This window comes from Spirillospora sp. CA-142024 (assembly GCF_050942325.1).
Lineage (GTDB): Bacteria > Actinomycetota > Actinomycetes > Streptosporangiales > Streptosporangiaceae > Spirillospora.
Window position 1 is genome coordinate 2,665,987 of the sequence record NZ_CP192077.1, and the last position, 13,612, is coordinate 2,679,598.

Consider the following 13,612-nt stretch of genomic DNA (forward strand, 5'->3'; position numbering starts at 1 on the left):
CCTCCCGTCCGGGAGACGCCCCTTCGGCGGGGGTTGCTCAGGACTCGCGGGCGTGCCGCCTGCGGGTCGCGGCCACCGCGGCGCTGCCCGCGGCGATGGCGGTGAGCCCGAGCGCCGCCAGCGGCAGCGCGTCGGTGCCGGTGAAGGGCAGCTCCTTCGGCGGGGTGAACTCCCCGCCGGCCGTGGCGCCGGGGCCGAGCGACTTCCCGGACGGGAGCTCCGGCAGCAGCGGAGACGACGGCAGCGACGGTGGCGCGGGCGAGGGCCCGCCGGGAGGCGTCGGCCCACCGGGGGGCGTCGGGCCACCCGGAGGCACCGGGGGTGTCGGCGGCGTGGGCGGGGTCGGCGGCGTCGGAGGAGTCGGCGGGGCCGGCGCCTCGCAGCTCGCGCCGACGCAGGCGCCCGCCGTCAGGTGCGCCGAGATCGGTGCGCCGCCTGCCGGGGTCACCGAGGCGCCCAGCTCGGTCCGCGCGCTGAGCAGTTGTCGGCTCGCCGACACCGTGGCGCCGGTCTTGACCTGGACTCCCGCACCGCCCTGCGGCGTGTTCAGACCGGCGCCGAGATCGAGCCCGGCGGCGGCGGTCCTGGTTTTCTCGTCGTACTTCAGCGTGGCGCCGAGATGAAGATCGACCGTCGGCCGGGAGCTCGTGGCGGCGGCCTTTTTGACAGTCGTCGTCTTCTTTGTTGCTGCTTTTCGGGTTTTCGCCTTTTTGAGAGTTTTAGTCGATTTCGGGGTGACCGTTTTCCTGGGGGTCGCCGTCTTCTGCGCCGTCAGCGTGCGCACCGCGTCTCCGAGTGGATGCGCAGCGTGCCTGGCAGGGGGCCGTGAGGTGTCGGCGTGGGAAACGCCGCCCATGGCGGCAATGCCGAGAACCGTCGCTCCGGCCGTAACCGCCAGTCTCCTTCCGTGATGCACGGGTACTCCTGGGTTACTGGGTTGCACAACCTGCGAGCACGTTTACACGTCAAGTAGTCGATGTGAACAGCGTTCGGGCCATTTAGGTAGAGGTTCACAAACGACGGCGGCGCCGGTTGTGCATGATTCGCGCCCGATGCGCGAAAACCGGAGGAGGCCCTCGATACTGGGGGAGTGAGCAGGGTCATCGCGGGCAGCGCGGGAGGACGGCGGCTGGCCGTCCCGCCCGGACGGGACACCAGGCCGACCAGCGACCGCGCCAGGGAGGGCCTCTTCTCGACGGTGCTGGCATTGCTCGGGCCCCTGGACGGGCTGCGGGTCGCCGACCTGTACGCGGGATCGGGCGCCGTCGGCCTCGAAGCGCTCTCCCGCGGCGCCGGCCACGCGCTGCTGGTCGAGTCGCATCCGCGCGCCATGAAGGTGATCCGGCAGAACGCCGGGGCGCTCGGGCTGCCCGGCGCCGTCCCGTGCGCGGACAAGGTCGAGCGGCTCGTGCGGCGGAAGCCCGACGAACCGTACGACCTGATCTTCGCCGATCCGCCGTACGCGCTGGCGGACGCATCCGTCACCGCGTTGCTGGAAGACTTGCGCGACCACGGCTGGGCCGCCCCGGACGCGCTGGTCGTCGTGGAACGCTCCGCCCGCGGCCAGGCGTTGATCTGGCCGGAAGGCTACGAAGCCGAACGGGACCGGCGGTACGGAGAGGCGGTGTTCTGGTACGGCCGCGCCGCCGGCCGTTGACAGGACCGGAGTTCGGGTACGGGCATGCGCATGAAGCCCGGGATGGATCGCGCGCTGGGAGGCGCCTGGGCCATCACCTTGGTGATGTCCATAGCCCTCCTCGTGAACATCACCTACGTCCAGGGCTTCAAGGCGCAGTCTCTCCGGGACGACTCCCTCAACGCCCGCCAGTTCGAGAACCGCTTCAAGATCGACCGGGGTCCCATCGTCGCGGACGGCGAACGGCTCGCCTGGTCGGAGAAGACCGGCGACGATCGTTACCAGCGCCACTACCAGGACGGCCCCGCCTTCGCCCCCGTCACCGGGTACTTCTCCGTGTTCTCCCAGACCGGCCTGGAAGACGCCGAGAACCACTTCCTCGACGGGACCGACCCCCGGCTCAAGGCCACCAGCATCGTCGACAAGCTCATCGGCAACCCCGTCCCGGGCGGGACGGTCGAGGCCACCGTCGACGTCAATGCGCAGCGTGTCGCCTACGACGCGCTGACGTCCAGTGGTTCCCGTCGCGCGGCGGCCGTGGTGCTGGACGCCAAGACCGGCGCGATCCTCGTGATGGCGTCCACCCCGTCCTTCGACCCGAACGAGGTGTCGTCGCTCGACCGGGAGGAGGCCACGACCGCGTTCGACCGGCTCGGCGACCAGCCGCTCAAGCCGCTGCTCAACAAGGCCGCCTACGAGCTGTTCCCGCCCGGCTCCACGTTCAAGACCGTGGTCGCGGCGTCGGCGCTCAAAGCCGACGCGAGCGAGGACACGCTGGTCCGGGCCGGACGCTCCTACACCCCGCCGGACGCCGGGCAGTCGATCAGCAACGACGCGGGCGACATCGGCGGCTCCTGCGACCTGAGCCAGATCCCGCTCATTGAGGCGTTCGCGCAGTCCTGCAACACCACGTTCGCCTACATGGGCGCAGAGGCGCCCGGCAACGACGCCGTCCGCGCTGAGGCGGGAAAGTTCGGGTTCGGCGACGGGATCGAGTTCGCGGACGGCCTGACCAGCGCCCCCAGCTCCTTCCCGGAGACCGGCCAGGCGTCGCTCAGCGCGCTCGGCTCCATCGGGCAGGGCAGCACGGTCGCCTCGCCGCTGCAGATGGCGATGGTCGCCGCCGGGGTCCTCAACGACGGCGAGGTCATGCGGCCCCATCTCGTCGACAAGCTGCGTGCTCCGGACGGCGTGACGGTCGACACCATCTCGCCGCAGCGGATGTCGAGCGCGCTCACCTCCGGCCAGGCGCAGCAGATGCGGGACATGATGGAGGCCGTCGTCGAGCGGGGCACCGGCGAGTCGCTGCAGGGGACGTCCATCCTCGGCGGCAAGACCGGGACCGCCGACATCGAGGGCGCCTCCTACAACGACCGCTGGTTCATCGGCTTCGGCCCGCGCAGCGACCCGCGGTACGCCGTCGCGGTGCTGACCGAGGCGCCCGGATACGGCATCGAGTCCGGGCCCATCGCGGCGCGGATCGTCGACGCGCTGCCGGGCTGAGGACGGCCCGGCGAGCCCGGTGGAAACCGTCCCGAATGCGATTTGGTACGTTCACGCCGCAGGTCAGAAACCGGGACCGAAGGGGTTCGCGTCGTGCGCCGTGTCGTCTGTCCGGGATCGTTCGACCCCGTCACCAACGGGCATCTCGACATCATCAGCCGCGCCTCCCGTCTGTACGACGAGGTGGTCGTCGCGGTGCTGATCAACAAGAACAAGAAGAGCCTGTTCACCGTGGACGAGCGGGCCGACATGATCACCGAGGTCACCCGGGAGTACGGCAACGTCTCGGTGGACACCTTCTACGGGCTCACCGTCGAATACTGCAGGGAACAGGACATCCCGGTGATCGTCCGGGGCCTGCGGGCGGTCAGCGACTACGAGTACGAGCTGCAGATGGCGCAGATGAACCACCGGATCGCCGGCGTGGAGACGCTGTTCATGGCGACGAACCCCGAATACGCGTTCCTGTCGTCCAGCCTCATGAAAGAGGTCGTGAAGTTCGGCGGGGACATCTCCGGGCTCGTCCCCGACAGCGTCCACGAGCGGCTGGTGGACCGGCTCCAGAAGTCCGGTTGACGGACCGGTCGTGAGCCCGGCCCTGGCAGGCGGGGCGCGAGTTGGGTCATCGGCCCGGGTTCGGTACTCTGGGACATCGGCCATCACAGGCGGCCGCAGTTCACCATGCCGCACGAAAGCAGGAATCCGCTGACACGCCACGACTCCAGTGCCCCTCTCAAGCTCGACACGCGGGCTCTGGGCAGGCAACCCGGGTCGTCGCGGGAGGAGCACCTGTCCGTGCCGGCACCGGAGGATTTCGGCGCCCGGCTGGTGGGCGTCCCCGAGGGCGCCGCGATCGAGCTGGACCTCCGGCTCGAAGCGGTCCTGGAGGGGGTGCTCGTCACCGGCACGGCGACGGTCCCCCTGGAGGGGGAGTGCTCCCGCTGCCTCGATCCGATCGCCTCGACCTTCGAGGCGGACTTCCAGGAGCTGTTCGTCTACGACGACACCCGCTCGGGCGGGAACGCCGACGACGACGAGCTCCGCCTCGAGGGCGACCTCATCGACCTCGAACCGGTCCTGCGGGACGCGGTGGTGCTCGCGCTGCCGCTGTCCCCGCTGTGCCGGGAAGACTGCCCGGGCCTGTGCCCGGACTGCGGTGCACGGCTGGCGGACGCCGGGCCGGGGCACCACCACGACATCGCCGATCCCCGATGGGCGGCGTTGCGGGACCTCGCCGGCGACATGGCGGCGGCGAACCCCGACCGGGGGAACGGGAGCTCCGGCTCCCGTGGTTCATTCGACCGACGAGAAGGAAAGCAGGAGGGCTGAGGTGGCCGTCCCGAAGCGGAAGAAGTCGCGCAGCAACACGCGGCACCGGCGTTCGCAGTGGAAGACCGCGGCGCCGAACCTGGTCGAGTGCCCGACGTGCCGCGACCACAAGCTGCCGCACACCGCGTGCGCGACGTGCGGAACCTACGACCGGCGGCAGGTCATCGCCCCGTCGGCCTGAGACTTCTCGCATCCTGGGGGGCGGATCCGCGCGTACGGCGCGAGCCGCCCCTCATGGTGCGGAAGGGCAAGCACCCCCGACCACCCGGCGCGTCCCGTCGGCGTGGTGACCGGCGCGGAGACTGCGCCCGGAGCCGTGGTGCACGCCGGGACGATCCGACCGGCGCGCACCTCGTCTTCGCGGACCCTCCCCGCCGAGCGTCCTCGCCGCACCGGCCTCCCCGGCCGCGCGCCACAGACGCGACCGCGCCATGCGCGGCGCACGGCCTGCGAGGAGGGCCTGTGAGCGCCAAGAAATCCGAACCCGCGCCGGACCGCGCGGAACTGACCGCCGCGCTCGGCGTGGACGTCGGCGACGAACTGCTCGAACGCGCCCTGACACACCGTTCGTACGCGTACGAGAACGGCGGCCTGCCCACCAACGAGCGCCTGGAGTTCCTCGGCGACTCGGTGCTCGGGCTCGTCGTCACCGACACCCTGTTCCGGAGCCACCCCGACCTGCCCGAGGGGCAGCTGGCCAAGCTGCGCGCCGCCGTGGTCAACATGCGCGCCCTCGCCGGCGTCTCCCGCGGCCTCGGCGTCGGCGCGCACATCCGGCTCGGCCGCGGCGAGGAGGGCACCGGCGGCCGGGACAAGGCCTCGATCCTCGCCGACACGCTGGAGGCGCTGATCGGCGCCGTCTACCTGGACCGCGGCCTGGACGAGGCGTCCGCCCTCGTGCACCGGCTCTTCGACGGGCTGATCACCCGGTCGGCGGCCCTCGGCGCCGGCCTGGACTGGAAGACCTCGCTGCAGGAGCTCACCGCCGTGGAGGAACTCGGCGTCCCCGAGTACCACGTCGCCGAGAGCGGCCCCGACCACCAGAAGACGTTCCGCGCGTCCGTGCGGGTCGGCGGGAAGACCTACGGGTCGGGCGAGGGCCGCAGCAAGAAGGAGGCCGAGCAGCACGCCGCCGAGGCGGCCTGGAACGCCATCCGGGAGATCGTCGTCCAGCGCCAGGCCGAGGCGCAGGGCGAGCAGGCCGCACAGGACGGGCAGGCGAAGCGGAAGGCCCGCGAGGCGGGGCAGGCGGCCCAGGCCGGTGCCTGAGCTCCCCGAGGTCGAGGTCGTCCGCCGCGGCCTGGAGCGCTGGACGACCGGCCGCACCGTCGCCTCGGCCGAGGTGCTGCATCCGCGGTCGGTGCGCCGGCACGAGGCGGGCTCCGCCGACTTCGCCGGGCGGCTCGCCGGCCGCACCATGCTGGCCCCCCGCCGCCGCGGCAAGTACATGTGGATCCCCCTCCGGGGCGGAGCGGACGACCCTCCCGGGGAGGCGGTGCTCGCGCATCTCGGGATGAGCGGGCAGCTGCTCGTGGGCGAACCCGGCCGGGAACGCGAGAAGCACCTGCGCGTCCGGGTCGAGTTCGACGACGGCGGCCACGACCTGCGGTTCGTCGACCAGCGGACGTTCGGGCACCTCATGGTCGCCGACCTCGTCCCCGACGCGTTCGACGGGCGGGCGCTCGTCCCCGAGCCGATCGTGCACATCGCCGCCGACCCGCTGGAGGACGCCTTCGACGCGGAGGCGTTCTTCCGCGCCCTGCGCCGCCGCAAGACCGGGATCAAGCGGGCCCTCCTCGACCAGTCGCTGATCAGCGGGGTCGGCAACATCTACGCCGACGAGGCGCTGTGGCGGGCCAGGCTGCACTGGGCGCGGCCGACCGAGACGATGACCCGGGCGGAGGCCGCGCGCGTCCTGGAGGCCGCGCGGGAGGTCATGGGGGCCGCCCTGGCGGTCGGCGGCACGTCCTTCGACAGCCTGTACGTCAACGTGAACGGCGAGAGCGGCTACTTCGAGCGGTCCCTGGACGCCTACGGGCGGCGGGACGAGCCCTGCCGCCGCTGCGGCTCGCCGATCCGCCGCGACGAGTTCATGAACCGCTCGTCCTACACCTGCCCGGTGTGCCAGCCGCGCCCCCGGCGGGCACGGTACTAGGGTGCCGGGACCGAGGGGGGACGTGATGGACGAGGACGACGAGATCGTGCGGCTCACCGCATGGGTGCGCGGACGCGTCCAGGGCGTCGGATTCCGCTGGTGGGTGCGGGCCCGGGCGCTCGAACTCGGCCTGGCCGGCAGCGCGACGAACCTGAGCGACGGGCGCGTCGAGGTCGTGGCGGAGGGGCCGCGCGGCAGGTGCAGGCGCCTCCTGGAGCTGCTGGACGGCGACGCTCCCGCCGGGCTCCCCGGGCGTCCCGGCAAGGTCACCGGCGTCGCCGGGCGCTGGAGCGAGCCGCGCGGCGAGACCGCCGGTTTCCGCGAACGCTGACCGGGTAGGGAGTACCGGTTTGTACCTGCTAAACTAGTAGAGGAAGGTTGTTACCGGCCTGTGATGTGCGTCTTGACCAGGACACCGGCCGGTGCGACTCTAGACGGTACGCGCACCGACTTCAGCTGATTCTCGTGCGCGGATCCTGCTGGTTACTCAGCGTGGAGGACCCTTAGTCATGGCGAAGGCTCTACTCGGCCACGTCGGCGGTCCCGACCCCCGGATGGTCGCGGAGATGCGGCGCCTGCAGCAGCGCGTACGGGATCTGGAGGCCGAGCTCGTACGGCTTCAGGCGGAGAACGACGCGCTTGCGACGGCGACGGACGACGACGTGATGTCGCTCGCGGTAAAGGACCGTGAACCGGCGCTGACCTGATCAGCGCCTTCTTCTCTCTCAAGCAGACAGGGACGCCGCTACCAGGCGTCCCTATTGTTTGTCGGTGCTGTGCTTATGGCAGTGCACTCCTCCTTCGGGCCTGGCGGCCCTCCATCGTCGGGCGCTGCGTGCGATCGCTGCATCGCTCCGGCTCGCCTGGCGGCTCACTGCGCGATCAGGTTCTCGCAGGCTCGAACCTGCCTTCGGACGCGATCGCGATGGCCCAGGTCGTCGCGTGGTTGCGGCGGTGGCTGAGGTCGGTGCGTTGGTCGCGCGGGGTGTGCTCGTGTGGTGCTGCGGCCGATCCAGCGTCATTTCGATCAGGCCTTCGAAGGCCGGGCGGTGCCCGGCTGGTGTCGCGGTCGGCGCTTGGGGTGAGTGCATCGGTGGCCGCCGGTCGTGCTCGCGTGGTGCTGGGGGCGACTCAGCGTCACCTCGCTCGGACCCGTCTGAGGCCATTTGAGGCCGGCGCGGTGGTCGTCCAGTGTCATCTGCGGCGCTTGGGGTGCCTGGCGGCCATGTCGTGGTCAAGCTTCGGTGCGGGTTTTGGGCGTCCGATTCTTCGTCTTGTGCGTTGATTTCCGGCGTTGGGGATATTTAGTCGATCGTGGGGTCCGTGTCCGGGTTTTTGGGGCGTGGGCGTGCGTGTGCCGTGCTCCGGGGGGCCGCGGCCGGTATCGTTCGACGGATGTTCCAGGCGCCGAAACCGCAGGAGGGGGACGGCTAGCGCGTGTACCTGAAGAATCTGACGCTGCGCGGCTTCAAGTCCTTCGCGTCCTCCACCACCCTCAAGTTCGAGCCGGGCATCACCGCCGTCGTCGGGCCGAACGGGTCCGGCAAGTCCAACGTCGTGGACGCGCTGGCCTGGGTGATGGGGGAGCAGGGCGCCAAGTCGCTGCGCGGCGGCAAGATGGAGGACGTCATCTTCGCCGGGACGGCGAGCCGGGCTCCGCTCGGGCGCGCCGAGGTCGTGCTGACGATCGACAACTCCGACGGCGCGCTGCCGATCGACTACACCGAGGTCACGATCAGCCGGCTCATGTTCCGGTCGGGATCGAGCGAGTACGCGATCAACGGCGACTCGTGCCGCCTGCTGGACATCCAGGAGCTGCTGTCGGACTCCGGCATCGGCCGCGAGATGCACGTGATCATCGGGCAGGGGCAGCTCGACCGCGTCCTGCACTCGGGGCCGGAGGGGCGGCGCGCGGTGATCGAGGAGGCGGCCGGCGTCCTCAAGCACCGCAAGCGCAAGGAGAAGGCGCTCCGCAAGCTGGACGCGATGCAGGGGAACCTCACGCGCGTCCAGGACCTCACCGGTGAGCTGCGGCGGCAGCTCAAGCCGCTCGGAAAGCAGGCGGAGATCGCGCGGCGGGCCGCGGTGATCCAGGCCGATCTCCGGGACGCCCGGCTCCGGCTGCTGGCCGACGATCTGGTGACCCTGCGGACGAGGCTGGAGCAGGAGGCCGCCGACGAGGCCGCGATCCGGGAGCGGCGCACCGAGACCGAGCGGGCGCTCGGCGAGGCGCAGGAGCGCGAGACCGTCCTGGAGGCCGAGGAGGCGGAGCAGGCGCCGAAGCTCGCGCAGGTTCAGGACACGTGGTTCCAGCTGTCGGCGCTGAAGGAGCGGCTGCGGGGCGTCGCCGACCTCGCCGCCGAGCGGCACCGCAACGCGGCGGAGGCACGCGAGGAGGAGCGGCGCGGGCGTGATCCGGAGGACATGGAGCGCGAGGCCGCCGAGATCCGCGAGCAGGAGGAGATGCTCCGCGCCGCCCTGGACGAGGCGCAGGACGGGCTGTCCCATGCCGTGGACGAGCGGTCGGCCGCCGAGGACGGCCTCGCCGCCGAGGAGCGCCGCCTGCAGTCCGCCGCCCGCGCCGCGGCCGACCGCCGCGAGGAACTGGCCCGGCTGCGCGGCCGGGTCGAGGCGCTGCGCAGCAAGGCCCAGGCCGGGCGGTCGGAGATCGGGCGGCTCACGGACGCGCGGGAGGAGGCCGGGCAGCGCGCCGAGTCCGCGCAGGCCGAGTTCGAGGCGTTCGAGGCCGAGGTCGTCGAAGACCCCGCTCTGGCCGCCGAGCACGAGGTCGTGCAGGAGGCGCTCGCCACCGCCAAGGACACGGCCGAATCCGCGCGCGCGGCCGTCGACGGCCCCAGAGGCGCCTTGAAGGAGGCCCGGGCGGCCGTGGGGTCGGCCCGCTCCGCCGACCAGGCCGCTCAGAAGAAGGTCACGGCGCTTCAGGCGCGGATCGAGGCCCTGAACCTGACGCTCGCCAGCGCGGCCGACGGCGGGGAGGCCCTGCTGTCGGCGGGGTCCGACGGCTCGCTGGACGGGGTGCTGGGCACGGTCGCGTCACTGCTGAACGTCCGCGCCGGATACGAGACCGCCGTCGCCGCCGCGCTCGGGAACGCCGCCGAGGCCATCGCCGTCGGCTCCCTGGACACCGCCGAGGCCGCACTGTCGCTGCTGCGCTCTCGCGATGCGGGGCGGGCCGGGCTGCTCATCGGCGGGGGAGCGGCCGCGACGTCCCAGCGGGTCGCGGGGATCGACTACGCGCTCGACGCGGTGAGCGTGCCGGACGCGGTGCGGCCCGCGCTTGACCATCTCCTGCGCGACGTGGCCGTGGTGGACGACGTGCCCGCCGCCGTCGCGCTCGTCCGCAGGGAGTCCTCTCTGCGAGCCGTCACGCGGGACGGCGAACTCGTCGGCGCCCACTGGGCGCAGGGCGGCGCGGCGGGCGGCGGCCAGAGCCTGCTGCAGATGCGCGCGACGCTCGATGAGGCCACCGAGGACCTCGCCGCGGCCGAGACCGCGGCCGCCGCCGCTGCTGACGGGCTGACCGCGTCGGTCGAGCGCGAGCATGCCGCCCAGACGGCGGTGGAGGCCGCAGAAGGCGCCGCTGCCGAGGCCCAGGCAGGGGTCAACCAGGCGCAGGCCGAGCTTGACCGCGTCCGCGCGCGCTTGCGGGAGTTCGATGCGCAGGCCGCACAGGAGGCCAAGCGCGCCGCCCGCCTGGAGGCCGACGTCCGTGCCGCCCAGGGCGAGGCCGAGCGGCTGACCAAGGCGCTCGACGCGGCCAACGAGTCTCTGGAGCGCGACACCGAGGCCGCCGAGGAGCTGGCCATGCGGCTCGCCGAGGCGGAGGAGGCCGCCGAGGTCGCCGACGAGGCCGGGCACGACACCGAGACGCGCGACGAGCTGAACGCGCGCTGCCAGGAGCTGCGCACCGCCGAGATGGAGGCGCGGCTGTCGGTCCGCACCGCCGAGGAGCGGGTCCAGGCCATCGCCGGCCGCGCCGACGCCCTCGAACGCGGGGCGCGGCGGGAGCGCGAGGAGCGTGCCCGGGCGGCGCACCGCCGTGCTCGCCGTGAGGAGCAGGCCAGGGTCGCCAAGGCCGTCCTGCGGGGCGCTCGGACGGCGCTGGAGCGCATCGAGCACTCCCTGGCCGCCGCCGTCCGCCGCCGTGAGGCCGCCGAGCAGGCCAAGGCGGCGCGCGAGGCCGAGCTGAAGGTCGTCCGCAACCAGGTGCGCGAGCTGTCGGCGACCCTCGAACGCCTGGTCAACGTCGTGCACGGCAACGAGGTCGCCCGCGCCGAGCAGCGGCTCCGGCTGGAGCAGTACGAGCAGCGGGCGCTGGAGGAGTTCGGCCTGGAGGTCGAGTCGCTGGTGTCGGAGTACGGGCCCGACCAGCTCGTCCCGCCCGACCCGGACAAGGGGGAGGACGCGCGGCCCGTCCCGTACGACCGGGCCGTCCAGGAGAAGCGCGCCAAGTCCGCCGAGCGGCAGCTCAACCAGCTCGGCAAGGTCAACCCGCTCGCCCTGGAGGAGTTCGCCGCGCTCGAGGAGCGGCACGCGTTCCTCACCTCGCAGCTGGAGGACCTGAAGAAGACCCAGCGGGAGCTGCTCGGCCTCGTCAAGGAGGTCGACGACCGCGTCCAGCAGGTGTTCGCCGCCGCCTACGACGACACCGCCCGCGAGTTCGAGCGGATCTTCGCGCGGCTGTTCCCCGGCGGCGAGGGCAGCCTCTCGCTGACCGAGCCCGGCGACATGCTCGCCACCGGTGTCGAGGTCGCGGCCCGCCCGCCGGGCAAGAAGGTGAAGCGGCTGTCGCTGCTGTCCGGCGGGGAGCGCTCCCTGGTCGCCATCGCGTTCCTCGTCGCCGTGTTCAAGGCCCGCCCGTCCCCCTTCTACGTGCTGGACGAGGTCGAGGCCGCGCTGGACGACACCAACACGCAGCGGCTGATCACCGTGTTCGAGGAGCTGCGCGAGTCGTCCCAGCTGATCGTCATCACGCACCAGAAGCGCACCATGGAGGGCGCCGACGCGCTCTACGGGGTCAGCATGCGCGGCGACGGCGTCACCCAGGTGGTCAGCCAGCGGCTCCGCGACCACGACTGAGACGGGCCCGATTTTCAGATGACGGCAATATCCGTCCCGTGACGTGGAACGTGACACCGCCCGATGTTCTGCATTTCGGGCGGACGGGAAAACTGGTCCCAGTTATTTTTGCCGTCCAATAACTGTTTGGTTACCACGCATTTGCGGTGGTTGCGGGGAATCGGAGGGGGTCACCGCCACCGACCGTGATGACGTGGCGACGCTCGCGGGCTTGTGCGTCCGAGTGGTGATCCACTACCCATATGCACCGGCGGTTCTCCGGCTCCCCTCACCGGGCTCCCCCCGTCCGGTACGGAGAACCCCTGGAGAGGTGGATGCCCGTGGAGACCGGGAAACTCAAAGACAATTTCGCCCTGGTGGGCGCTAACGGCGTGGAGGTCGCCGAATATTTCTACGCCGACCTTTTCGCGCGGGAGCCGCAGCTCAGGTCGATGTTCCCGGCGGCGATGGCCAAGCAGCACGAGGTGCTCCTCGCCGCGCTGTCGCAGATCGTCTCGTCGGTCGACGACACCGAGACGCTCGTCCCGTTCCTGCAGGACCTCGGCCGGCGGCACTACGGCTTCGGCGTCGTCGCCGACCACTACGGTCCGGTCGGCGCGAGCCTGCTCGCGACCCTCGCCTACTTCAGCGGCCCGGCCTGGAACGAGGACCTCGAACGCGACTGGACGGCCGCCTACGGCCTCGTCGCCAAGATCATGACGGAGGCCGCGGCGGAACCCGTCGCCTGATCTACGTGGACGCCCAGCGACTGAAGGACAGCTTCGACCAGGTCGCCGGAGAGGGCGACGCGGTGGCCCTGTTCTTTTACTCCGACCTCTTCGTACGCAACCCCCACCTTCGCGACATGTTCCCGATCGGGATGACGGGCCAGCGCGACAAGCTGCTGCGCGCCCTCGGGCACATCGTGTCCCGGGTGGACGACCTGCCGGCCCTCGTCCCGTTCCTGCAGCAACTCGGCCGCGACCACCGCAGGTTCGGCATCGTGGCCGAGCACTACCCGCACGTCGGGGCCAGTCTCCTCGCCACCCTCCGGCACTTCTCCGGAACGGCCTGGACCGACGAGATCGAGAGCGACTGGACCGCCGCCTACACCCTGGTCGCCAAGGTGATGCTGGAGGCCGCCGACGAGAACGCCCTCAGCACCCCCGCCTGGTGGAACGGGCAGGTCGTCGCGGTCGAGCGGCGCCGGTTCGACATCAGCGTCCTGCGCGTCCAGCCCGACCGGCCGCTGCCGTACACGCCCGGCCAGTCGGTGGCGCTGGAGGTGCCGTCCCGGCTGCGGCACTGGCGGTACTACTCGATGGCGAACGCGCCGCGTCCCGACCAGACCGTCGACTTCCACGTCCGGCTGGTCGACGGCGGTCCGGTCAGCCCGGTCCTGGTGCGCGGAATGCAGGCCGGCGACCGCGTCCGCATGGGCGCCCCCATCGGAACCCTCACCCTGGACGAGGGCTCCGGACGCGACGTCCTGCTCATCGCGGGCAGCACCGGCCTGGCGCCGCTCAAGGCGATCCTTGAGCAGATCGCCGGCCGCCCGGTACCGCCGCGCGTGCACCTGTTCTTCGGTGCCCGCACCAGGGACGGCCTCTACGACCTGGAGGACCTGACCAAGCTGGCCGGCGAGTTCACATGGCTCACCGTCGTCCCGGCCGTGTCGGACGAGCCCGGCGGGCACGGGTTCTCCTCGATGCTCCAGTCCGGGGACGACGGAGTCGAGCACGGCAACCTGTCCGACGTGGTCGCCAGGCGCGGCCCCTGGGACGGTCACGACGCCTACGTGTGCGGGCCGTCCGCCATGGTCGGGCACACCGTCGAGCAGCTGACGCGGCTCGGCGTCCCGCGTGACCGGATCCGCCTGGAAACCTTCGCAGACGCACAGAGGTGAGCGC

General features: G+C 71.8%; 13 protein-coding genes. 12 read left to right on the plus strand and 1 reads right to left on the minus strand.

Annotated features, from left to right (window positions below):
• Positions 1-37: 37 nt before the first annotated feature.
• A complete protein-coding gene (locus ACQPZP_RS12925) occupies positions 38-784 on the minus strand; it encodes a hypothetical protein (RefSeq protein WP_433477865.1) in 747 nt (248 codons plus the stop codon).
• A 306-nt stretch (positions 785-1,090) separates the two neighbouring features.
• Between ACQPZP_RS12925 and rsmD the strand changes: the two genes are divergently transcribed.
• The 12 genes from rsmD to ACQPZP_RS12985 all read left to right on the plus strand — a co-directional run bounded on the left by rsmD (position 1,091) and on the right by ACQPZP_RS12985 (position 13,608).
• On the plus strand, positions 1,091-1,657 hold the full coding sequence (gene rsmD / locus ACQPZP_RS12930; protein ID WP_433477866.1) for a 16S rRNA (guanine(966)-N(2))-methyltransferase RsmD: 567 nt from the start codon (positions 1,091-1,093) through the stop codon (positions 1,655-1,657).
• A 42-nt stretch (positions 1,658-1,699) separates the two neighbouring features.
• The gene (locus ACQPZP_RS12935; protein ID WP_433477867.1) at positions 1,700-3,139 is read left to right on the plus strand and encodes a penicillin-binding transpeptidase domain-containing protein; all 1,440 of its coding nucleotides are present in this window, start codon (positions 1,700-1,702) and stop codon (positions 3,137-3,139) included.
• 93 nt (positions 3,140-3,232) lie between these two features.
• Entirely contained in the window at positions 3,233-3,715 is a 483-nt protein-coding gene (gene coaD, locus ACQPZP_RS12940; RefSeq protein WP_433468004.1) for a pantetheine-phosphate adenylyltransferase, read from the plus strand.
• Between the two features lie 105 nt (positions 3,716-3,820).
• On the plus strand, positions 3,821-4,468 hold the full coding sequence (locus tag ACQPZP_RS12945; RefSeq protein ID WP_433477868.1) for a YceD family protein: 648 nt from the start codon (positions 3,821-3,823) through the stop codon (positions 4,466-4,468).
• A 1-nt stretch (position 4,469) separates the two neighbouring features.
• Positions 4,470-4,649, plus strand: coding sequence for a 50S ribosomal protein L32 (gene rpmF, locus ACQPZP_RS12950; RefSeq protein WP_067632153.1), 180 nt, complete (start codon positions 4,470-4,472; stop codon positions 4,647-4,649).
• A gap of 281 nt (positions 4,650-4,930) precedes the next feature.
• Complete coding sequence (gene rnc / locus ACQPZP_RS12955; RefSeq protein ID WP_433468006.1) at positions 4,931-5,737, plus strand: ribonuclease III; 807 nt, start codon at positions 4,931-4,933, stop codon at positions 5,735-5,737.
• The gene (mutM, locus tag ACQPZP_RS12960) at positions 5,730-6,623 is read left to right on the plus strand and encodes a bifunctional DNA-formamidopyrimidine glycosylase/DNA-(apurinic or apyrimidinic site) lyase (protein ID WP_433468007.1); all 894 of its coding nucleotides are present in this window, start codon (positions 5,730-5,732) and stop codon (positions 6,621-6,623) included. Before rnc ends, mutM begins: the two co-directional genes overlap by 8 nt.
• A gap of 25 nt (positions 6,624-6,648) precedes the next feature.
• On the plus strand, positions 6,649-6,954 hold the full coding sequence (locus ACQPZP_RS12965; RefSeq protein ID WP_433468008.1) for an acylphosphatase: 306 nt from the start codon (positions 6,649-6,651) through the stop codon (positions 6,952-6,954).
• A gap of 178 nt (positions 6,955-7,132) precedes the next feature.
• A complete protein-coding gene (locus ACQPZP_RS12970; RefSeq protein ID WP_021598747.1) occupies positions 7,133-7,330 on the plus strand; it encodes a hypothetical protein in 198 nt (65 codons plus the stop codon).
• Between the two features lie 730 nt (positions 7,331-8,060).
• Positions 8,061-11,723, plus strand: a complete 3,663-nt coding sequence (gene smc, locus ACQPZP_RS12975; RefSeq protein WP_433477869.1) for a chromosome segregation protein SMC — start codon at positions 8,061-8,063, stop codon at positions 11,721-11,723.
• 320 nt (positions 11,724-12,043) lie between these two features.
• Positions 12,044-12,451, plus strand: coding sequence for a globin domain-containing protein (locus ACQPZP_RS12980; protein ID WP_433477870.1), 408 nt, complete (start codon positions 12,044-12,046; stop codon positions 12,449-12,451).
• 5 nt (positions 12,452-12,456) lie between these two features.
• Positions 12,457-13,608, plus strand: a complete 1,152-nt coding sequence (locus ACQPZP_RS12985; protein ID WP_433477871.1) for a globin domain-containing protein — start codon at positions 12,457-12,459, stop codon at positions 13,606-13,608.
• The last annotated feature ends 4 nt before the right edge of the window (positions 13,609-13,612 follow it).

Excerpts from the sequence above, each read along its gene's own strand:
- ACQPZP_RS12935 (WP_433477867.1), top strand. The coding sequence starts at position 1,700 with ATGGATCGCGCGCTGGGAGGCGCCTGGGCCATCACCTTGGTGATGTCC.
- ACQPZP_RS12945 (WP_433477868.1), top strand. The coding sequence starts at position 3,821 with ATGCCGCACGAAAGCAGGAATCCGCTGACACGCCACGACTCCAGTGCC.
- ACQPZP_RS12965 (WP_433468008.1), top strand. The coding sequence starts at position 6,649 with ATGGACGAGGACGACGAGATCGTGCGGCTCACCGCATGGGTGCGCGGA.
- ACQPZP_RS12970 (WP_021598747.1), top strand. The coding sequence starts at position 7,133 with ATGGCGAAGGCTCTACTCGGCCACGTCGGCGGTCCCGACCCCCGGATG.